Below are 19,952 nucleotides of genomic sequence, written 5' to 3' on the forward strand. Positions count from 1 at the left end.
GAACATTCTTATTGTTCTGGAATACGCAAAACCTGCCCCGGATAAATTTTATCCGGGCTTTTCAGCATCGGTTTATTCGCTTCAAATATCTGGTTATACAGGTTGGCGTTACCGTATACCTGTTTGGCAATAGCGCTCAGGGTATCCCCTGATTTTACGGTATAAAACTGGCTTTCACTCGCCGGCGCAGAAGTTTTTACCTGATCGTCGACGCTGGCAATACCAGAGATATTACCAATCGCAATCAGGATTTTTTCTTTCGCTTCCTGACTTAATCCATCGCCAGAAACGGTGGCTTTACCTTCGTTAATTTGGACGTTCACTTTATCCGCATCCGGGATGCCCGTTTTGTTCAGGTGTTCCTGTACCTTTTTTGCCAGATCGGCAGTGTCATGGTTGCCAGTAACCGCATCCCACAGTTTTTCACCCGCATCTTTTACAAAATTAAAGAGTCCCATATCCACCTCGGTAGTTAACAATCAACACCAGGAAGTGTAGCAGAGGAGAAAGGAGCGCAAAGAAAACGGCGCCAGAGCGCCGTAGTAGAAAGGTAATTAGTTACGCGTTTGTATCCAGAAGGCGTGGATCAGACCCGGGATATAGCCCAGCAGCGTCAGAACAATATTGAGGATAAATGCCCAGCCGAACCCCTTCCCCAGCAGCACGCCAAGCGGGGGCAGAATAATAGTAAAAACGATTCTCCAGAAACCCATACACACTCCATACAAGCAAAAAGTTACTCATTGTTTAAAAAGAGATTTTATCTCTAAGCATAGTCAGTGTACCTAACTCTGCCAGCCTTCCCCTGCTGTTTTACCCTCCTTTACGCTCTTTACGCTGGCGTACATTGACCATTTATTTTAGAATAAGCTTAATTTAGAATATACTTAAATACATATGACTGAACTTGAACAACTCCAGGCCAGCGCTGAGCAGGCTGCTGCCCTGCTAAAAGCGATGAGTAACCCGAAAAGGTTGCTGATTTTGTGCATGCTCTGCGGCTCACCCGGTACCAGCGCGGGCGAATTAGCCCGTGTTACCGGCCTGAGTCCTTCCGCCACTTCGCAGCATCTGGCGCGTATGCGCGAAGAGGGCCTGATAGACAGCCAACGCGATGCCCAGCGCATCCTGTACTCCATCAAAAATGCGGCCGTGAATTCACTGATCGCCACATTAAAAACACTGTATTGCCCATAAGGAGCCATCATGACCATTGGGACGATTTCCCCGCGCGAGGCGCAGACGCTGGTCGCACAAGGCGCAAAACTGATTGATATCCGCGATGCTGACGAGTATCTGTACGAGCATATTCCGGAGGCGCATCTGGCGCCATTACCTACGCTAGAGCAGGGATCGCTGCCTGCGAATTTACGCGCCGGGCAGGTGATTTTTCACTGCCAGTCAGGCAAACGTACACAAAACGCGGCGACAAAACTGAACGCTATTGCCGCGCCTGCGCAGGTCTGGTTGTTGGAAGGTGGCATTGACGGCTGGAAAGCCGCAGGTTTTCCGGTGGCAAAAGATCGTTCACAACCGTTACCGCTGATGCGCCAGGTGCAGATAGCCGCCGGCAGCCTTGCCTTACTCGGCGTCATTCTGGGCTACACCGTTAGCAGCGCCTTCTTCCTGCTGAGCGGTTTTGTGGGCGCCGGGCTAATACTCGCTGGCGTGACCGGCTTTTGCGGCATGGCGCGATTGCTGGATATCATGCCCTGGAACCGACGTACTCATTAAGCGGTAATCATTGAAACTGCGCTGTACCCGCTGATTGACGTGATCTATGGTGAGTTCTGCGATAAATAAAGGAGAGCAATATGTTTAAACCTGGCGATCTGGTTCAACCACGCATGGGTGGACCTAAACTGAAAGTTGTCGAAGTCAATGGCGATCACATTGTGGCGGTACACGCCAGTAATGAAAGCGGCGAAAAATTCACGCTAAAAGCAGCTGACGTGACGCGATATACCGAAGAGGGTGATTTTGGCGTTTGCTGAAAATAAGCGGTGAGGTCGCCCTCACCGCATTAATAATCAGATCAAAAAGTCATCAAGAGATTTACCGGCAGCCAGTGCCTGGGCAATTGGCTTCGGTGTGCGACCCTGTCCGGTCCATGTTTTTGTTTCACCATTGAGATCGGTAAAACGATATTTCGCCGGGCGCGGCTGACGTTTTTTAACTGAACGTGCCGTCGCAGGCGTCATGCTCAGTAGCTCTTCCGGATTGATCCCGTCTGCCTGCATCAGCGCCAGCAAAGTATTAATTTTTTCCTGCTGTTCTGCACGTTGGCGCTGTAGTTGCTCTTCTTCATCGCGGCGTTCTTTGGTCACTACCCTGAATTTTTCAAGCATATCTTCCAGCACATCAACGGAAAATTCACGAGCCATTGCACGCAGCGAGCGAATATTATTTAAGTTTTTTAACATTGAACTCATATTAACAAAACCTCTTTAACGTAAAACATAAAAACGGTATTACACTAAATATTGTATGCAACTGCTTATTATATTTCCAGTCTAATTTATTCGCATATTACTAATCAAAAAAGCTAATTCATGTATTTATCGCATCCATTTTGATATCGCCTATGCGATATATTCTATTCCTCTGCTAGTCGCTATAAATATACCTGCAAGGAGTCTCAGGGTATCACTCGAGAAACAGGCCACAACATCGCGCGGAGCCGGTGCGTATACATATTGCACATTAGTCAACATTGAGAAAAGGAGCGCAAAAAATTCAGAAAAACAAATTTCCATAACCCATTGATCTAAAATGCCTTTAATTAAATCAGCAACGAAAATACCAAAACGAACAAAAAACAAACCACTACAGAGCATTTTATCGACAAAAAGGTAATAAATAAAAATTTTAAGCTAGTTGCCAGTTATTATCCAGGCAGATATCCTATTCAAACGCGAAAGCAGCAAGACAAATCACTAGCAAGAAGGTATTCAAAACCTTTTTTTCCCTTTTTACAAGGAGCATTAACATGTTCTCTCCGCAGTCACGCTTGCGTCATGCAGTAGCAGACACGTTCGCGATGGTTGTTTATTGTTCTGTCGTGAACATGTTGATCGAAATATTCCTTTCTGGAATGAGCTTCGAACAGTCTCTGTACTCCAGACTGGTGGCTATCCCCGTCAATATCCTGATCGCGTGGCCATACGGCATGTATCGCGATTTGTTTATGCGCGCGGCGCGTAAAGCCACGCAAGCAGGATGGGGGAAAAACCTGGCGGACGTGCTGGCTTATGTCACCTTCCAGTCACCAGTGTATGTGATTATTCTTTTGACGGTTGGCGCCGACTGGCACCAGATTACGGCTGCAGTAAGTTCGAACATCGTGGTATCAATGCTGATGGGCGCGGTCTATGGCTACTTTCTTGATTATTGCCGCCGCCTGTTTAAGGTCAGCAGCTATCACCAGGCTAAAGCCTGACAGATCTCTTCGCGACTGGCCCTGCCAGTCGCATTATTAGTTTGAACTAACGTCGCCAAACAACCCACTCAGATAACGCTCAAGCGCAATTCGCGAACTGAAGCCGTGCGGAATACCATAATGTTCGTGAGTCTCTCCGGCTAAATATAGCGGGAATTGCTGGTAGTGATCGCAGGTTTTAATATCCGTCGCAGGTTCCGCCAGCGAAGAGCTGCGCTCTTTTAGCGTGGGATGGATAACTAATGCGGTACGTCCCATACGTGCTTCACGGTTAACGTACACATAATTTTCGCCACGACGATAGCCGTACGTTTTTTGCGTCACTACATCGACGGTAAAGCCCACTTTTTCAAGTACGCGCGCCACCTCATCAGGTCGTAAATACATATATTTTCCTCGTTATCTTTTTTACTGCGGGCTTACCTTACCTGATTCAGCATTAGCAACGCTTTCAGAAAAGTCCATAAACGAGTGGCGATGGTGGGACGAATATCTTAAGAACCGCGCAGATTTATGTCAGCGACATCCGCAGTTGATACGCCGCCTGCTGCGCCATTTCCACCGAGCTGATGTTAGTAAACGACAACAATATTCCCCCCTTTCCTGCTGAAGTTATTCGCCAGCGGCTTAACGCCTGAACCGCCAGCCCGGCCTGATTCGCTTTGCGCACTAGCGCAACATCATCTCCGTCGACAGTTATCACCAGCTGAATCCCTCCTTCCTGAGGAATGACGTTAAATCCTTGTTCGCTCAGCGCGTTTTCCATCCATTGACGTCGCAGGGCATAATTCTGGCGCATACGTTTTAAGTGGCGCCAGAAGTGGCCATCTTGCATAAAATCCGCCAGCGTTTGCTGCCATAAAACCGGAACGCTACAGGCCGTTAGCGCCGCCTGCTGACGAAAATGTTCGACCTGAGTCAGGGGTACCACCAGCCATGCCGTGCGCAAAGCCGGAAACATCGATTTGCTGAACGTTCCGGCATAAATCACCCGCTGGGGCGCATCCAGACTTTTTAGCGGCGGCAACGGTTTGCCGTGGTAGCGAAATTCACTGTCGTAATCATCTTCAATGATCCACGCCTGCGCCCGAGTCGCCCATTCAAGCAGTTGGTGGCGACGGTCTAATGACAGGGCGACGCCCAGCGGACTTTGGTGTGCGGGAGTGAGCAGCACAAAACGCGCCTGCGGGTAGTCACGGATCCCAGCGCAGACATCCAGGCCATCGGCATCAACTGCCACCGGCATCAGCTCAATGCGCTCCTGAGCCACCACGGGGTGAATCAACGGAAAGCCAGGATCTTCGACCCACATCCCCTCACCGGGTTGAGACAGAGCGCGCAGGATTAACGTCATTGATGCCGCGTAGCCTGAAGTAATAAAAATCTGCTCCGGCTGGCACTCAATACTGCGTGAGACGCGCAGGTAATCGACAACCGCCTGACGTAACACCCGTTCGCCGCAAACATCGCCCACGGCCAGGTCAAAACGCGTTTGGGTGCGTAAACGCCGCCCCATCACCCGCGCCCAGACGTCCCGCGGGAAGAGATCGAGTGCGGGTAATCCCATCTGAAAAGGCTGCGGCCTGGGGTTTTCTCCGGCGAAGATAGCGGGAGACACAGGTGCGTTTTCCGGTCGCAGTTGCTCACTGACAAATGTTCCTGCCTGCCCGCGTCGCGCGAGCCAGCCCTGCGCCACCAGATCTGCATAGGCATTTTCCACCGTCGAACGTGATACCCCCAGCTCCTGGGCCCAGGTCCGACTGGAGGGCAATCTTGTGCCTGGCTTTAGTTCACCTTTCTCAATGGCGTTTTTTAACTGACGGGCGATTTGCTGATAGCGTGGCATTTATGGTCTGCTTTTTTGGCAACAATATGGCTCTCTATAGCAGTCCATTATAGTGCTACATTGCGGGTCATCCAAACGAGGAGAAATACCATGACAATGTTACGCCAGCCCTATTATGAACTCAGTCCTGAAATCTATAACGCTTTGGTTCAGGCCAGCAAAGCGCTGGAAAACTGCGCGCTGGAACCTACGCTGACGGAACTGATTTACCTGCGAGTCTCGCAAATCAACGGCTGCGCCTTTTGCCTGGAAATGCACAGTAAGGCGCTGCGCAAATCCGGTGTTGCGCAGGCCAAACTGGACGCGCTGGCAGGCTGGCGGGTTAGTCATCACTTCAGCGAGCAGGAGCGTGCAGCGCTGGCGTGGGCCGAATCCGTCACCCATATAGCCAGCACCCATGCCGAAGATGACGTTTATCTGCCGCTGCTCGACCATTTTAACGCGAAAGAGATTAGCGATCTGACGTTTGCTATTAGCCTGATGAACTGCTTTAACCGTCTGGCGGTAGGGATGCGCATGTGATTCTGCGCCGCCGGATGGCGACATAAACGCCATCCGGCAACCTGCCATAGTTCCTATCACTTCCTCCGTCAGGCTCATCACCCATGCCCTCATCAATCTAAAATTACCATATCTTGTATGGTTGAATCTTTTTAAAACTACATCTAGTATCTCCTCTATCAAGACACACACAACCTGACGCCCTCTATCGCGTCATTCTTTTACTTTTAGATGGAAATACGAATCATGCGCATTGTTATTTACACTCGTAACAACTGTGTTCAGTGCCACGCTACTAAGCGGGCGATGGAAAGCCGCGGGTTTGACTTTGAGATGGTAAACGTCGATTTACACCCCGATATGGCTAATCGCCTGCGCGATCAAGGCTTTCGTCAGTTACCGGTCGTGGTCGCAGGGGAAACCAGTTGGTCAGGATTTCGCCCGGACATGATCAACCGTCTGCGCCCGGCTCCTCAAGTGGCCAGCGCATGAGTCAGCTCGTCTACTTCTCCAGCAGCTCTGAAAATACGCACCGCTTCATGCAGCGTCTTGGGCTGCCTGCCATCCGCATTCCGCTTAACGAACGCGAGCGGATCCGGGTAGACGAACCTTACATTTTAATCGTGCCCTCCTACGGTGGCGGCGGTACAGCTGGCGCGGTCCCGAGACAGGTGATCCGCTTTTTAAACGATACGCACAACCGGGCGTTAATCCGTGGAGTGATCGCCTCCGGCAATCGCAATTTCGGGGACGCCTACGGTCGCGCGGGTGATGTCATCTCACAAAAATGCGGCGTGCCGTGGCTCTATCGCTTTGAGCTGATGGGCACCCAAAGCGATATCGACAACGTGCAAAAAGGAGTGAGCGAATTTTGGCAACGACAACCGCAGAACGTGTAATACAGCAGACGCTGGATTATCACGCCCTGAACGCCATGCTGAATCTGTACGATAAGGCCGGGCGCATTCAGTTCGACAAAGACCATCAGGCGGTGGAGGCATTCTTTACCGCCCACGTCCGCCCCAACTCGGTGACGTTTGCCAGCCAGCAGGCGCGTCTGGACACGTTGGTGGATGAAGGCTATTACGATGCCAGCGTGTTAGCCCGCTACGATCGCGCGTTTGTGCTGAAGCTATTCGCCCACGCCCACGCCAGCGGATTCCGTTTCCAGACGTTCCTCGGCGCATGGAAGTTCTACACCAGCTATACGCTGAAAACGTTCGACGGGAAGCGCTATCTCGAAGACTTTGAGGATCGCGTAACGATGGTGGCGCTCACTCTGGCGCAGGGCGATGAAGCGCTCGCTCTGCAACTGACCGATGAAATGCTCTCCGGGCGTTTTCAACCCGCCACGCCAACCTTTTTAAACTGCGGTAAACAGCAACGCGGCGAGCTGGTTTCCTGCTTCCTGTTACGCATTGAAGACAACATGGAGTCAATTGGACGGGCGGTCAACTCGGCGCTGCAACTCTCCAAACGCGGCGGCGGCGTGGCATTTTTGCTCTCTAACCTGCGTGAGGCAGGTGCGCCCATTAAGCGCATTGAGAACCAGTCCTCTGGGGTGATCCCGGTAATGAAAATGCTGGAGGATGCGTTTTCTTATGCGAATCAATTAGGGGCGCGTCAGGGTGCAGGCGCGGTGTATCTGCACGCGCATCATCCGGATATTTTGCGTTTTCTCGATACCAAACGTGAAAACGCCGACGAGAAGATCCGTATCAAAACGCTCTCGCTTGGTGTGGTGATCCCGGATGTCACCTTCCAGTTAGCCAAAGAAAATGCCCAAATGGCGCTGTTTTCACCGTATGACGTGGAACGCATTTACGGCAAACCATTCGGTGATATCGCCGTAACTGAACGGTATGACGAACTGGTTGCCGACAAACGAGTGCGCAAAAAATACATTAACGCCCGCGATTTCTTCCAGCGACTGGCCGAGATCCAGTTCGAGTCCGGCTACCCTTACATCATGTTTGAAGACACGGTGAATCGCGCCAATCCGATTGCCGGTCGTATCAATATGAGCAACCTGTGCTCGGAGATTTTGCAGGTTAACAGCGCTTCCACCTACGATGAAAACCTCAATTACGCGCAAACAGGGCACGATATCTCCTGCAACCTCGGCTCGTTGAATATCGCTCATACCATGGATTCGCCAGACTTTGGGCGCACCGTGGAAACGGCGGTTCGCGGCTTAACGGCCGTTTCGGACATGAGCCATATCCGCAGCGTACCCTCAATTGAGGCCGGGAACAGCGCATCGCACGCTATCGGTCTTGGGCAGATGAACCTGCACGGGTATCTGGCACGGGAAGGTATCGCCTACGGCTCACCTGAAGGGCTGGATTTCACCAATCTCTATTTCTACACCATCACCTGGCATGCGCTGAATACGTCGATGAAGCTCGCCCGGGAACGCGGCAAAACCTTTGCCGGATTCAGACAGTCCCGCTACGCCAGCGGTGAGTATTTTAACCAGTATCTGCAGGGCGACTGGCAGCCAAAAACCGCCAAGGTTCGCACACTGTTTGCCACCAGCGGCATTACGCTGCCAACGCGCGAAATGTGGTCGCAGCTGCGTGAAGATGTCATGCGCTACGGCATTTATAACCAGAATTTACAAGCGGTTCCGCCAACGGGTTCTATCTCCTACATCAACCATGCGACATCAAGCATTCACCCGATCGTGTCAAAAGTGGAGATTCGCAAAGAGGGCAAAACCGGGCGCGTTTACTACCCTGCCCCGTTTATGACCAATGAGAATCTGGCCTTGTATCAGGATGCCTACGAGATTGGTCCACAAAAAATCATTGATACCTACGCTGAAGCAACGCGGCATGTCGATCAGGGGCTTTCACTGACGCTCTTTTTCCCCGATACCGCCACCACTCGCGATATCAACAAAGCGCAAATTTACGCCTGGCGTAAAGGCATCAAATCGCTGTATTACATCCGACTACGCCAGTTGGCGCTGGAAGGAACCGAAATCGAAGGTTGCGTGTCATGCGCGCTGTAAGGAGGACAACATGACATTATCCCGCGTGAGTGCCATCAACTGGAACAAGATTGAGGATGATAAAGATCTCGAGGTTTGGAACCGCCTGACCAGTAACTTCTGGTTACCGGAAAAGGTCCCGCTCTCCAACGATATCCCGGCCTGGCAAACGTTGAACGCCGCCGAACAGCAACTGACTATCCGCGTTTTTACCGGGCTGACGCTGCTCGACACCATTCAGAACATAGCCGGTGCGCCAGCATTGATGGCCGATTCGTTAACGCCGCATGAAGAGGCGGTGCTATCGAATATCAGCTTTATGGAAGCGGTGCACGCCCGTTCGTACAGCTCAATTTTCTCCACTCTTTGCCAGACCAAAGACGTGGATGCGGCTTACGCGTGGAGTGAAGAAAATACCCCACTCCAGCGCAAGGCACAGATCATTTTGACACATTACGCCAGCGACGAACCGTTGAAGAAAAAAATTGCCAGCGTATTTCTGGAATCCTTCCTGTTCTATTCCGGCTTCTGGTTGCCAATGTATTTCTCCAGCCGCGGAAAACTGACCAATACCGCCGATCTCATTCGCCTGATCATTCGTGATGAAGCCGTTCACGGGTATTACATTGGTTATAAATATCAAAAAGGTCTGGAGCACATTTCTGAATCCGCACGCGAGGAGTTAAAGAATTTTGCCCTCGATCTGCTGATGGAATTGTATGATAACGAAGCGCGTTATACGGAAGAATTGTATGCACAAACCGGCTGGGTGGATGACGTCAAAGCCTTCCTTTGCTACAACGCCAATAAGGCATTAATGAATTTGGGGTATGAGGCATTATTCCCGCCAGAAATGGCGGAGGTTAACCCGGCAATCCTTGCTGCGCTGTCGCCCAACGCTGACGAAAACCACGATTTCTTCTCGGGTTCCGGCTCATCATACGTGATGGGAAAAGCTGTCGAAACCGAAGACGACGACTGGAATTTCTAGCACTCATTTCCGCGGGAAATACCGTACATTTTTCGCGGAAATATTTTAACAGGATCACACTTTTGTCGTGCAAATATAATTGTGTGATCTACACTCAATATCAGACGCATTATTCGCCTGCATTTCAGCAATTCAGGCGACTTTTCATTGCCATTTACAAAAAATATTACCCCATTCACATTCGCGCTCAGCCCTTATATCACGGGAAGTCCCGCCACATGGCCTTCGGCAATATTCGTGCCACAAACAAATTCAGGGTTGTCTCAGATTCTCAGTATGTTAGGGTAGAAAAAGGTCACTATTTCCATCAGGTAATATATCGATATAAACAAATAACAGGAATCATTCTATTGCATGGCAATTAAATTAGAAGTTAAAAATCTCTATAAGATATTTGGAGAGCATCCGCAGAGAGCCTTCAAATATATTGAAAAAGGACTTTCAAAAGAGCAGATTCTGGATAAAACAGGGCTATCGCTTGGCGTTAAGAACGCCAGTCTGGCCATTGAAGAAGGCGAGATATTTGTCATCATGGGATTATCCGGTTCGGGTAAATCCACAATGGTACGCCTTCTCAATCGCCTGATTGAACCCACCCGCGGGCAAGTATTGATTGACGGCGTAGACATCGCCCGGATATCCGATGCTGAGCTTCGCGAGGTGCGCAGAAAAAAGATTGCGATGGTTTTCCAGTCCTTTGCCCTGATGCCGCACATGACGGTCCTGGACAATACGGCATTCGGCATGGAATTAGCCGGTGTTGGCGCGGATGAACGTCGTGAAAAAGCGTTAGATGCACTACGCCAGGTTGGTCTGGAGAATTATGCTCACGGATACCCGGATGAACTTTCCGGAGGGATGCGCCAGCGTGTGGGCCTCGCCCGTGCATTAGCCATTAACCCTGACATCTTATTAATGGATGAGGCCTTTTCTGCCCTCGATCCGTTAATTCGTACCGAGATGCAGGATGAACTGGTAAAACTACAGGCGAAACATCAACGTACCGTGGTCTTTATTTCCCACGATCTCGACGAAGCTATGCGTATTGGCGACAGAATTGCCATTATGCAAAACGGTGAAGTGGTCCAGGTCGGCACGCCAGATGAAATCCTGAATAATCCGGCCAATGATTATGTACGCACCTTCTTCCGCGGCGTTGATATTAGCCAGGTCTTTAGTGCCAAGGATATTTCACGTCGTAGCCCTGAAGGTTTAATTCGTAAAACGCCCGGGGTCGGTCCACGTTCAGCGCTGCAATTATTGCAGGACAAAGATCGCGAATATGGTTACGTGATCGAGCGCGGCAATAAATTCGTCGGCGTTGTCTCTATCGACTCTTTAAAAACAGCATTAAGTCAGGCGCAAGGTATTGAAGCGGCATTGATCGATGAGCCGCTAGCCGTGGATGCACAAACTCCTCTCAGCGAGTTGCTTTCTCATGTCGGCCAGGCCCCGTGCGCGGTGCCGGTTGTTGATGAGGAACAACAGTATGTGGGCATCATTTCAAAACGCATGCTGTTACAGGCTTTAGATCGTGAGGGGGCAAACAATGGCTGATCAAACCAATCCGTGGGATACCACACCTGCGGCCGACAGTGCCGCACAAACCACCGATGCCTGGAGTACGCCATCAGGCGCGCCAGCTGACGGCGGTGGCGCAGACTGGCTGACCAGCGCACCCGCGCCGGCGCCAGAGCATTTCAATATTATGGATCCGTTCCATAAAACGCTGATCCCGCTGGATAGCTGGGTCACAGAAGGGATCGACTGGGTCGTTACCCATTTCCGTCCGGTCTTCCAGGGCATTCGAGTCCCGGTGGATTATATTCTCAACGGCTTCCAGCAGCTTCTGTTGGGTATGCCAGCCCCGGTGGCGATTATCCTGTTCGCTCTGATTGCCTGGCAGATTTCCGGCGTTGGAATGGGCGTTGCTACGCTGATTTCATTGATTGCAATCGGGGCCATCGGCGCGTGGTCGCAGGCCATGATCACCCTGGCGCTGGTACTTACCGCGCTGCTGTTCTGCGTGGTGATCGGTCTACCGATGGGGATCTGGTTGGCGCGCAGTCCACGGGCAGCAAAAATTGTTCGTCCGCTGCTGGACGCCATGCAAACCACACCTGCGTTCGTCTATCTGGTGCCGATCGTCATGCTGTTTGGTATCGGCAACGTCCCGGGCGTGGTGGTGACGATTATCTTCGCCCTGCCGCCAATCGTGCGTCTGACCATTCTGGGGATTAACCAGGTGCCAGCCGACTTGATTGAAGCCTCGCGCTCATTTGGCGCCAGCCCGCGTCAGATGCTGTTTAAAGTCCAGCTCCCGCTGGCGATGCCTACCATTATGGCCGGGGTCAACCAGACGCTGATGCTGGCGCTCTCAATGGTCGTCATCGCGTCGATGATCGCCGTCGGCGGACTGGGTCAGATGGTTCTGCGCGGAATCGGTCGTCTGGATATGGGGCTTGCCACCGTCGGCGGGGTTGGGATCGTGATCCTCGCCATCATTCTCGACCGCCTGACGCAGGCTGTCGGTCGCGACGCCCGTAGCCGTGGCAACCGTCGCTGGTACACCACCGGTCCCGTTGGGCTTATCACTCGCCCATTCACGAAGTAATTCACCCGTTGCCCGGTGGCGCATTGCTTACCGGGCCTATACGTCCCTCCAATAATTAAGGAACAACGATGCGACAGAACGTCATTATTGCCACAGCGTTTGCCACCCTTGTCTCCACCAGCACTTTCGCTGCCGATCTGCCAGGCAAAGGCATCACTGTACAGCCAATCCAGAGCACTATCTCTGAAGAATCCTTCCAGACGCAACTGGTCGCCCGTGCGCTGGAGAAACTGGGTTATACCGTTAACAAAACAAGCGAAGTTGACTACAACGTCGGCTATACCTCCATTGCCTCTGGCGATGCAACTTTTACCGCTGTGAACTGGCAGCCGCTGCATGATGATATGTATGCCGCAGCGGGCGGAGACAAAAAGTTCTATCGCGAGGGGGTATTCGTTACGGGTGCCGCGCAAGGTTATCTGATCGATAAAAAAACCGCTGAGCAGTATAAAATCTCCAACATTGCCCAGTTAAAGGATCCGAAGATCGCCAAAATCTTTGACACCAACGGCGACGGAAAAGCAGACATGATGGGCTGCTCGCCGGGCTGGGGCTGCGAAGCGGTGATCAACCATCAGAACAAAGCCTTCGATCTGGAAAAAACCGTCGAGGTCAGCCACGGTAACTATGCGGCAATGATGGCTGACACCATTACCCGCTTTAAAGAAGGCAAACCCATTCTTTACTACACCTGGACACCGTACTGGGTGAGCGACGTTATGAAACCGGGTAAAGATGTGGTCTGGCTGCAGGTGCCGTTCTCTTCCCTGCCAGGCGAGCAGAAAGACATTGATACCAAGCTGCCAAACGGCGCCAACTACGGCTTCCCGGTGAACACTATGCATATCGTCGCCAACAAAGCCTGGGCGGAGAAAAACCCGGCTGCGGCGAAACTGTTTGCCGTCATGAAGCTGCCGCTGGCGGATATCAACGCGCAGAACGCGATGATGCACGACGGGAAAGCATCTGAAGCCGACGTACAGGGTCACGTTGACGGCTGGATCAAAGCCCACCAGCAACAGTTTGATGGCTGGGTGAAAGAAGCGCTGGCTGCGCAGAAATAACCCCCTCGTAGGCCTGATAAGCGTAGCGCCATCACACCAATGCTGGATGGTGGCGCGATGCGCCTTATCCGGCCTACACGCCCTCCTCCCAACCACACAATCCATCACCCAACAAATCAGCAACATTTAATCACTTACGTTATGATTGTTTTCTGCAACCCATTTTTCAGTTGAAAACCATGACGAAAACCACTCAGGGACTTAGCCCTTCGCTGATCCTGTTAATGTCTATCGCCACCGGCCTCGCCGTCGCCAGTAACTATTACGCGCAGCCGCTGCTCGACACCATCGCACGTAACTTTTCGCTATCGGCCAGCACCGCTGGCTTTATCGTCACCGCGGCCCAGCTCGGCTATGCCGCCGGCCTGCTGTTTTTAGTACCGCTTGGCGATATGTTTGAACGTCGGATGCTGATCGTCTCCATGACGCTGTTAGCGGCAGGCGGCATGCTTATTACCGCCAGCAGCCAGTCGCTGGGCATGCTGATCCTCGGCACCGCCCTTACCGGATTGTTCTCGGTAGTGGCACAGATTCTGGTTCCGCTGGCGGCGACGCTTGCCACGCCGGATAAGCGCGGTAAAGTTGTCGGCACCATTATGAGCGGCCTGCTGCTGGGTATCCTGCTGGCGCGCACCGTGGCGGGATTACTGGCCAATCTTGGCGGCTGGCGCACCGTATTTTGGGTCGCATCGATATTAATGGCGCTGATGGCGATTGCGCTGTGGCGCGGTCTGCCGAAGATGAAATCAGATACTCATCTCAACTATCCGCAACTGTTAGGCTCCGTATTCAGCCTGTTTATCCATGATAAATTGCTGCGTACCCGCGCGATGCTGGGCTGCCTGACCTTTGCCAATTTCAGTATTCTCTGGACCTCTATGGCGTTTTTGCTCGCCGCGCCGCCGTTTAACTACTCCGAAGGAACGATCGGGCTGTTTGGCCTGGCAGGGGCCGCAGGGGCGTTAGGCGCGCGTCCGGCAGGTGGTTTTGCCGATAAGGGAAAATCACATCTCACCACGACCACAGGTCTGTTATTACTGCTGCTCTCCTGGTGGGCTATCTGGTTAGGGCATAGTTCCGTGCCAATGCTGATTATCGGTATCCTGGTCCTGGACCTCACCGTTCAGGGTGTGCATATCACCAACCAGACGGTTATCTATCGCATTCATCCGGACGCGCGTAATCGCCTGACCGCCGGATACATGACCAGCTATTTTATTGGCGGGGCGGCAGGTTCGCTGATTTCGGCCTCCGCCTGGCAGCATGCCGGTTGGGCTGGCGTTTGTCTGGCCGGTACGACCGTTGCCCTACTCAACCTGTTGGTCTGGTGGCGAGGATATCACCGTCAGGAAGCCGTAAATTAAGCATATAGCGTATGTTTACCGCTGATTGGGCTCCGCAGGGTGTTAAGGAGCCCATCAGTCTGCTAAGGTTATAACTCATTGAACCAATTTATATTAATTTCGGTAATGAAACCTATAACCCTATGGAAAGCCCGATATCCCAGTCTGAACCCAGTTCTGCGACGCTAACTGAAGGATTCAAAGACAGCCTGCCAATAGTCATCAGCTATATTCCGGTTGCTTTTGCATTTGGTCTCAATGCCACTCGCCTTGGCTTTACTCCGGTTGAAAGCGTGTTTTTCTCCTGCATTATCTATGCGGGAGCCAGCCAGTTTGTCATCACCACAATGCTCGCCGCAGGCAGTTCTTTGTGGGTCGCCGCACTGACCGTCATGGCCATGGATGTACGCCATGTTTTGTACGGACCTTCCCTGCGTAGCCGAATCGCCCAGCGACTGAGCAAACCCAAAAGCGCGCTGTGGGCCTTTGGCCTCACCGATGAAGTCTTTGCCGCCGCCACGGCGAAGCTGGTACGGGATAACCGGCGCTGGAGTGAAAACTGGATGATCGGCATTGCGCTATGCTCCTGGGCCTCCTGGGTGTTTGGCACGGTGATCGGCGCGTTTTCCGGTAGTGGTTTACTCAAGGATTACCCGGCAGTTGAAGCGGCGTTGGGCTTCATGCTCCCGGCGCTGTTCATGAGCTTCCTGCTCGCCTCTTTCCAGCGTCAACAAGCACTTTGTGTAACTGCAGCACTGGCCGGCGCGCTGGCTGGCGTCATGCTGTTTTCCATTCCTGCCGCCATCCTTGCAGGCATTGTCTGCGGATGTCTGACGGCTCTTATCCAGTCATTTTGGCAGGGAGGTCCCGATGAGCTATGAGGTCCTGCTGCTTGGCCTGTTGGTCGGCTGCGTTAACTACTGTTTTCGTTATTTGCCGCTCCGTCTTGGAGTGGGGAATGTTCGCCCGACGAAGCGCGGCGCGACGGGCATATTACTCGACACCATTGGCATTGCATCAATTTGCGCCCTGTTGGTGGTGTCTACCGCGCCAGAAGTGATGCACGATTCTCGTCGGTTCGTGCCTACGCTGGTGGGGTTTGTCATACTGGGCGCAAGCTTCTATAAGACCCGCAGCATCATCATTCCAACCTTACTGAGTGCTCTGGGCTATGGATTAGCCTGGAAAATGCTGATTGTCTTATAGATAAAAACAATCATTTTAAATAAATAATACATTTACTTTATTTGTCACTGTCGTTACTATATCGGCTGAAATTAATGAGGTTATACCCAAATGGATAGTTCGTTTACGCCCATTGAACAAATGCTAAAATTTCGCGCCAGCCGCTACGAAGAGTTCCCTTATCAGGAAGTGCTTCTGACTCGTCTATGCATGCACATGCAGGGCAAGCTGCTGGAAAACCGCAATAAGATGCTGAAAGCTCAAGGGATTAACGAGACATTGTTTATGGCGTTGATTACGCTGGAGTCTCAGGAAAACCACAGTATTCAGCCTTCTGAACTGAGTTGCGCGCTTGGCTCGTCACGCACTAACGCAACCCGCATTGCGGATGAGTTAGAAAAACGTGGCTGGATCGAACGTCGCGAAAGCGATAACGATCGCCGCTGTCTGCATCTGCAATTGACCGAGAAAGGCCACGCATTTTTGCAAGAGGTGTTACCGCCTCAGCATAACTGCCTGCATCAGCTTTGGTCATCTCTCAGCACCACCGAAAAAGATCAGCTTGAGCAAATTACCCGTAAACTTCTGACCCGTCTTGACCAGATGGAGCAGGATGGCGCGGTATTAGAAGCGTTGCGCTAACGCGCCGACTCGCTCAGAAATCCAGATTTATAAATGAAAAAACCGACAGGCCAGCACGCATACTGCTGGCCTGTCTGATAAACAGGTCGGCTCAGCCGATGTGAAAAAAAAAGAAGATCGTGGAGAACAACATGAGCGCAAATGCGGAGACTCAAACCCCGCAGCAACCGGTCAAGAAGAATGGCAAACGTAAAAGTATGCTGCTCCTTCTGACCTTGCTCTTTATTATCATTGCCGTGGCATATGGGATTTATTGGTTTTTAGTACTGCGTCATGTCGAAGAGACAGACGATGCGTACGTGGCAGGGAACCAGGTTCAAATCATGGCGCAGGTATCAGGCAGCGTGACGAAAGTCTGGGCTGATAACACTGACTTTGTAAAACAAGGCGATGTGCTGGTCACCCTCGACCAGACGGACGCAAAGCAGGCATTTGAAAAAGCCAAAACTGCGCTGGCTTCCAGCGTGCGTCAGACGCACCAGTTGATGATCAACAGCAAGCAGTTACAGGCAAGCATTGAAGTGCAGAGAACCGCGCTGGCGCAGGCACAAAGCGACTTTAATCGCCGTGTCCCGCTGGGCAATGCCAACCTGATTGGCCGCGAAGAGCTGCAACATGCGCGTGATGCCGTCGCCAGCGCTCAGGCTCAGCTTGATGTTGCTATCCAACAATATAATGCCAACCAGGCGATGATTCTCGGCAGTAAGCTGGAAGACCAGCCCGCCGTGCAACAGGCGGCCACTGAAGTGCGCAATGCCTGGCTGGCGCTGGAACGAACCCGAATCGTCAGCCCAATGACTGGCTATGTTTCCCGTCGTTCCGTGCAGCCGGGAGCGCAAATTAGCCCGACCACGCCGCTGATGGCGGTCGTTCCAGCCACTAACCTGTGGGTGGATGCCAACTTCAAAGAAACACAGCTCGCGCACATGCGTATCGGTCAACCGGCGACCGTGATCAGCGATATTTACGGCGATGACGTGAAATATACCGGTAAGGTTATCGGGCTGGATATGGGTACGGGCAGCGCCTTTTCCCTGCTGCCAGCACAAAACGCGACGGGTAACTGGATCAAAGTCGTCCAGCGTCTGCCGGTGCGTATTGAACTGGATGCACAGCAGCTGGCGCAGCATCCGCTGCGTATCGGTTTATCTACGCTGGTTACGGTAGATACCTCAAATCGTGACGGACAAATTCTGGCAAGCCAGGTTCGCACCACGCCGGTATCAGAAAGTAATGCACGGGAAATCAACCTTGCTCCGGTCAATAAGATGATCGAAGAGATCGTGCAGGCCAACGCGGGCTAATTCAAAGGTGCGTGTGATGCAACAGCAAAAACCGCTGGAAGGCGCGCAGCTCGTCATTATGACGATCGCGCTGTCCCTGGCGACATTCATGCAGGTGCTGGACTCCACCATTGCTAACGTGGCGATCCCCACTATCGCCGGGAACCTCGGCTCTTCACTGAGCCAGGGTACCTGGGTGATCACCTCATTCGGGGTGGCGAACGCTATCTCGATTCCGATCACCGGCTGGCTGGCAAAGCGTTTTGGCGAAGTAAGGCTATTCATGTGGTCAACTATCGCCTTCGTCATTGCGTCATGGGCATGCGGGATGTCCACCAGCCTGAGCATGCTGATTTTCTTCCGCGTAATCCAGGGGATTGTCGCCGGTCCATTAATTCCGCTGTCACAAAGCTTGTTGTTGAATAACTATCCTCCCGCCAAGCGTTCCATCGCCCTGGCGCTATGGTCGATGACGGTGATTGTTGCCCCGATATGCGGCCCTATTCTTGGGGGCTATATCAGCGACAACTATCACTGGGGCTGGATATTTTTCATCAACGTGCCAATCGGTGCTGCGGTGGTATTGATGACTCTGCAAACCCTGCGCGGTCGGGAAACCAAAACCGAGCAGCGGCGCATCGATGCCATTGGTCTGGCCCTGCTGGTCATTGGTATCGGCAGTTTGCAGATTATGCTCGACCGCGGCAAAGAGCTGGACTGGTTCGCCTCTCAGGAGATTATCATCCTGACGGTGGTCGCCGTTGTCGCCATCAGCTTCCTGATCGTCTGGGAGCTTACCGACGAGCACCCCATTGTCGACCTCTCACTGTTTAAGTCGCGCAACTTTACCATCGGCTGTCTGTGTATCAGTCTGGCCTATATGCTCTACTTCGGCGCAATCGTCCTGCTGCCGCAGCTGTTGCAGGAGGTATACGGCTATACGGCAACCTGGGCCGGTCTGGCGTCAGCGCCGGTTGGGGTGATTCCGGTGATCTTATCGCCGATTATCGGCCGCTTCGCGCACAAGCTTGATATGCGTCGGTTAGTCACGTTCAGTTTTATTATGTACGCCGTCTGTTTCTACTGGCGTGCGTGGACGTTCGAACCGGGTATGGACTTTGGCGCATCGGCCTGGCCACAGTTTATTCAGGGGTTCGCGGTAGCCTGCTTCTTTATGCCGCTGACGACTATCACGCTGTCCGGCTTACCACCTGAGCGTCTGGCCGCGGCATCAAGTTTGTCGAACTTTACGCGAACGCTGGCCGGCTCTATTGGCACATCAATTACGACGACGATGTGGACTAACCGCGAGTCACTTCACCATGCGCAGTTAACGGAATCCGTTAATCCTTACAATCCAAACGCGCAGGCAATGTACGATAAGCTGCAGGATTTAGGGATGACGCACCAGCAGGCGTCAGGCTGGATAGCCCAGCAGATCACCAATCAGGGGCTGATTATTTCCGCCAACGAAATCTTCTGGATGTCGGCGGGGATCTTCCTGGTCTTGCTTGGCCTGGTGTGGTTTGCCAAACCGCCCTTCGGTGCGGGCGGCGGCGGCGGTGGCGCGCACTAAACATCTGATAAAAGGGATCTGCGGATCCCTTTTTTATTGCCTCCTAGGAGTAATGCTTGTTAGTTAACGAGGATGAGTGGCACAGACAGAGGTAATGAATCTGTTGCCTCCGGCGTATTGCTACGTTCACCTTATGTTTGTCACTTCTCTGAGGCAATACGACCTGTGAACGTGTTAAGGGTACTATCGCCGTACCCTTAACAATCCCGGCTCCCGACGGGAAAATTGTTGCTACGCAATACCCTCCGCTTATTCCTTCAGGCTACCGGGCCGGGCGCGAGGAAACTTCCCTGTAAAACGCGCCCTGAACCCGCATCCCTGCGGGTTCTCCCGGCCTTACGGAAACACGTCGGCAATTTTCAGCCGGACCAGCCCACGCCTGACCACCTGCGTTTTTTTATCTGAACAGCAAAACAGAGTTAACTGGAAGTCAGTGCGTTGCAGCGATGACCCCGGTCCGGCTGAAAATCGAT

At 52.4% G+C, this 19,952-nt stretch carries 23 protein-coding genes; 18 read left to right on the top strand and 5 right to left on the bottom strand.

What is annotated here, in order from left to right:
* Positions 1 to 8 precede the first annotated feature (8 nt).
* Both lysM and OGV52_RS11345 read right to left on the bottom strand, forming a co-directional pair.
* On the bottom strand, positions 9 to 458 hold the full coding sequence (gene lysM / locus OGV52_RS11340) for a peptidoglycan-binding protein LysM (RefSeq protein ID WP_016154138.1): 450 nt from the start codon (positions 456 to 458) through the stop codon (positions 9 to 11).
* 96 nt (positions 459 to 554) lie between these two features.
* On the bottom strand, positions 555 to 713 hold the full coding sequence (locus OGV52_RS11345; protein WP_003037242.1) for a YqaE/Pmp3 family membrane protein: 159 nt from the start codon (positions 711 to 713) through the stop codon (positions 555 to 557).
* A 184-nt stretch (positions 714 to 897) separates the two neighbouring features.
* On the opposite strand from OGV52_RS11345, the gene OGV52_RS11350 reads away from it, so the two are divergent.
* The 3 genes from OGV52_RS11350 (at position 898) to OGV52_RS11360 (ending at position 1,994) form a co-directional block, all read left to right on the top strand.
* Complete coding sequence (locus OGV52_RS11350) at positions 898 to 1,197, top strand: ArsR/SmtB family transcription factor (RefSeq protein ID WP_016154139.1); 300 nt, start codon at positions 898 to 900, stop codon at positions 1,195 to 1,197.
* A gap of 9 nt (positions 1,198 to 1,206) precedes the next feature.
* Entirely contained in the window at positions 1,207 to 1,734 is a 528-nt protein-coding gene (locus tag OGV52_RS11355; protein ID WP_016154140.1) for a rhodanese family protein, read from the top strand.
* 80 nt (positions 1,735 to 1,814) lie between these two features.
* Positions 1,815 to 1,994: a GDFGVC terminal motif YodC-like protein gene (locus OGV52_RS11360; protein WP_016154141.1), complete on the top strand. Its 180-nt coding sequence runs from the start codon at positions 1,815 to 1,817 to the stop codon at positions 1,992 to 1,994.
* Between the two features lie 36 nt (positions 1,995 to 2,030).
* Here OGV52_RS11360 and stpA read toward each other — a convergent pair whose 3' ends face one another.
* Entirely contained in the window at positions 2,031 to 2,432 is a 402-nt protein-coding gene (gene stpA, locus OGV52_RS11365) for a DNA-binding protein StpA (RefSeq protein ID WP_019077523.1), read from the bottom strand.
* 557 nt (positions 2,433 to 2,989) lie between these two features.
* Between stpA and alaE the strand changes: the two genes are divergently transcribed.
* Complete coding sequence (gene alaE, locus OGV52_RS11370) at positions 2,990 to 3,439, top strand: L-alanine exporter AlaE (protein ID WP_016154144.1); 450 nt, start codon at positions 2,990 to 2,992, stop codon at positions 3,437 to 3,439.
* A gap of 36 nt (positions 3,440 to 3,475) precedes the next feature.
* Here the strand turns inward: alaE and OGV52_RS11375 are convergent, their stop codons facing one another.
* Both OGV52_RS11375 and pdxR read right to left on the bottom strand, forming a co-directional pair.
* On the bottom strand, positions 3,476 to 3,826 hold the full coding sequence (locus tag OGV52_RS11375) for a DUF2002 family protein (protein WP_016154145.1): 351 nt from the start codon (positions 3,824 to 3,826) through the stop codon (positions 3,476 to 3,478).
* 124 nt (positions 3,827 to 3,950) lie between these two features.
* Positions 3,951 to 5,285 carry a MocR-like pyridoxine biosynthesis transcription factor PdxR gene (pdxR, locus tag OGV52_RS11380; protein WP_287108535.1) on the bottom strand — a complete coding sequence of 445 codons (1,335 nt, stop codon included), beginning with the start codon at positions 5,283 to 5,285 and terminating at the stop codon, positions 3,951 to 3,953.
* 90 nt (positions 5,286 to 5,375) lie between these two features.
* Between pdxR and OGV52_RS11385 the strand changes: the two genes are divergently transcribed.
* From OGV52_RS11385 to emrB, 14 genes are all read left to right on the top strand, one after another.
* Entirely contained in the window at positions 5,376 to 5,807 is a 432-nt protein-coding gene (locus OGV52_RS11385) for a carboxymuconolactone decarboxylase family protein (RefSeq protein ID WP_153690101.1), read from the top strand.
* Between the two features lie 225 nt (positions 5,808 to 6,032).
* Positions 6,033 to 6,278, top strand: coding sequence for a glutaredoxin-like protein NrdH (nrdH, locus tag OGV52_RS11390; protein WP_279265545.1), 246 nt, complete (start codon positions 6,033 to 6,035; stop codon positions 6,276 to 6,278).
* The gene (nrdI, locus tag OGV52_RS11395) at positions 6,275 to 6,685 is read left to right on the top strand and encodes a class Ib ribonucleoside-diphosphate reductase assembly flavoprotein NrdI (protein ID WP_016157298.1); all 411 of its coding nucleotides are present in this window, start codon (positions 6,275 to 6,277) and stop codon (positions 6,683 to 6,685) included. The genes nrdH and nrdI overlap by 4 nt, the downstream gene beginning before the upstream one ends.
* Entirely contained in the window at positions 6,658 to 8,802 is a 2,145-nt protein-coding gene (nrdE, locus tag OGV52_RS11400) for a class 1b ribonucleoside-diphosphate reductase subunit alpha (protein WP_287108536.1), read from the top strand. Before nrdI ends, nrdE begins: the two co-directional genes overlap by 28 nt.
* Positions 8,803 to 8,812: 10 nt before the next feature.
* Positions 8,813 to 9,772, top strand: a complete 960-nt coding sequence (nrdF, locus tag OGV52_RS11405) for a class 1b ribonucleoside-diphosphate reductase subunit beta (protein WP_047499461.1) — start codon at positions 8,813 to 8,815, stop codon at positions 9,770 to 9,772.
* Between the two features lie 354 nt (positions 9,773 to 10,126).
* Complete coding sequence (proV, locus tag OGV52_RS11410) at positions 10,127 to 11,329, top strand: glycine betaine/L-proline ABC transporter ATP-binding protein ProV (protein WP_016157301.1); 1,203 nt, start codon at positions 10,127 to 10,129, stop codon at positions 11,327 to 11,329.
* Positions 11,322 to 12,386: a glycine betaine/L-proline ABC transporter permease ProW gene (gene proW, locus OGV52_RS11415; RefSeq protein ID WP_279263823.1), complete on the top strand. Its 1,065-nt coding sequence runs from the start codon at positions 11,322 to 11,324 to the stop codon at positions 12,384 to 12,386. The genes proV and proW overlap by 8 nt, the downstream gene beginning before the upstream one ends.
* A gap of 68 nt (positions 12,387 to 12,454) precedes the next feature.
* Positions 12,455 to 13,450, top strand: coding sequence for a glycine betaine/L-proline ABC transporter substrate-binding protein ProX (gene proX / locus OGV52_RS11420; protein WP_287108537.1), 996 nt, complete (start codon positions 12,455 to 12,457; stop codon positions 13,448 to 13,450).
* A 179-nt stretch (positions 13,451 to 13,629) separates the two neighbouring features.
* The gene (locus OGV52_RS11425; protein ID WP_047358817.1) at positions 13,630 to 14,814 is read left to right on the top strand and encodes an MFS transporter; all 1,185 of its coding nucleotides are present in this window, start codon (positions 13,630 to 13,632) and stop codon (positions 14,812 to 14,814) included.
* Between the two features lie 122 nt (positions 14,815 to 14,936).
* Complete coding sequence (locus tag OGV52_RS11430; protein ID WP_019077531.1) at positions 14,937 to 15,674, top strand: AzlC family ABC transporter permease; 738 nt, start codon at positions 14,937 to 14,939, stop codon at positions 15,672 to 15,674.
* Complete coding sequence (gene ygaH, locus OGV52_RS11435; protein WP_016154157.1) at positions 15,664 to 15,999, top strand: L-valine transporter subunit YgaH; 336 nt, start codon at positions 15,664 to 15,666, stop codon at positions 15,997 to 15,999. Before OGV52_RS11430 ends, ygaH begins: the two co-directional genes overlap by 11 nt.
* 90 nt (positions 16,000 to 16,089) lie before the next feature.
* Positions 16,090 to 16,620, top strand: a complete 531-nt coding sequence (gene emrR, locus OGV52_RS11440; RefSeq protein WP_003037300.1) for a multidrug efflux transporter EmrAB transcriptional repressor EmrR — start codon at positions 16,090 to 16,092, stop codon at positions 16,618 to 16,620.
* A gap of 131 nt (positions 16,621 to 16,751) precedes the next feature.
* The gene (emrA, locus tag OGV52_RS11445) at positions 16,752 to 17,924 is read left to right on the top strand and encodes a multidrug efflux MFS transporter periplasmic adaptor subunit EmrA (RefSeq protein WP_047499459.1); all 1,173 of its coding nucleotides are present in this window, start codon (positions 16,752 to 16,754) and stop codon (positions 17,922 to 17,924) included.
* A gap of 16 nt (positions 17,925 to 17,940) precedes the next feature.
* The gene (gene emrB, locus OGV52_RS11450) at positions 17,941 to 19,479 is read left to right on the top strand and encodes a multidrug efflux MFS transporter permease subunit EmrB (RefSeq protein ID WP_047499457.1); all 1,539 of its coding nucleotides are present in this window, start codon (positions 17,941 to 17,943) and stop codon (positions 19,477 to 19,479) included.
* The last annotated feature ends 473 nt before the right edge of the window (positions 19,480 to 19,952 follow it).

The organism is Citrobacter sp. Cb041 (assembly GCF_030336655.1).
Lineage (GTDB): Bacteria > Pseudomonadota > Gammaproteobacteria > Enterobacterales > Enterobacteriaceae > Citrobacter > Citrobacter braakii.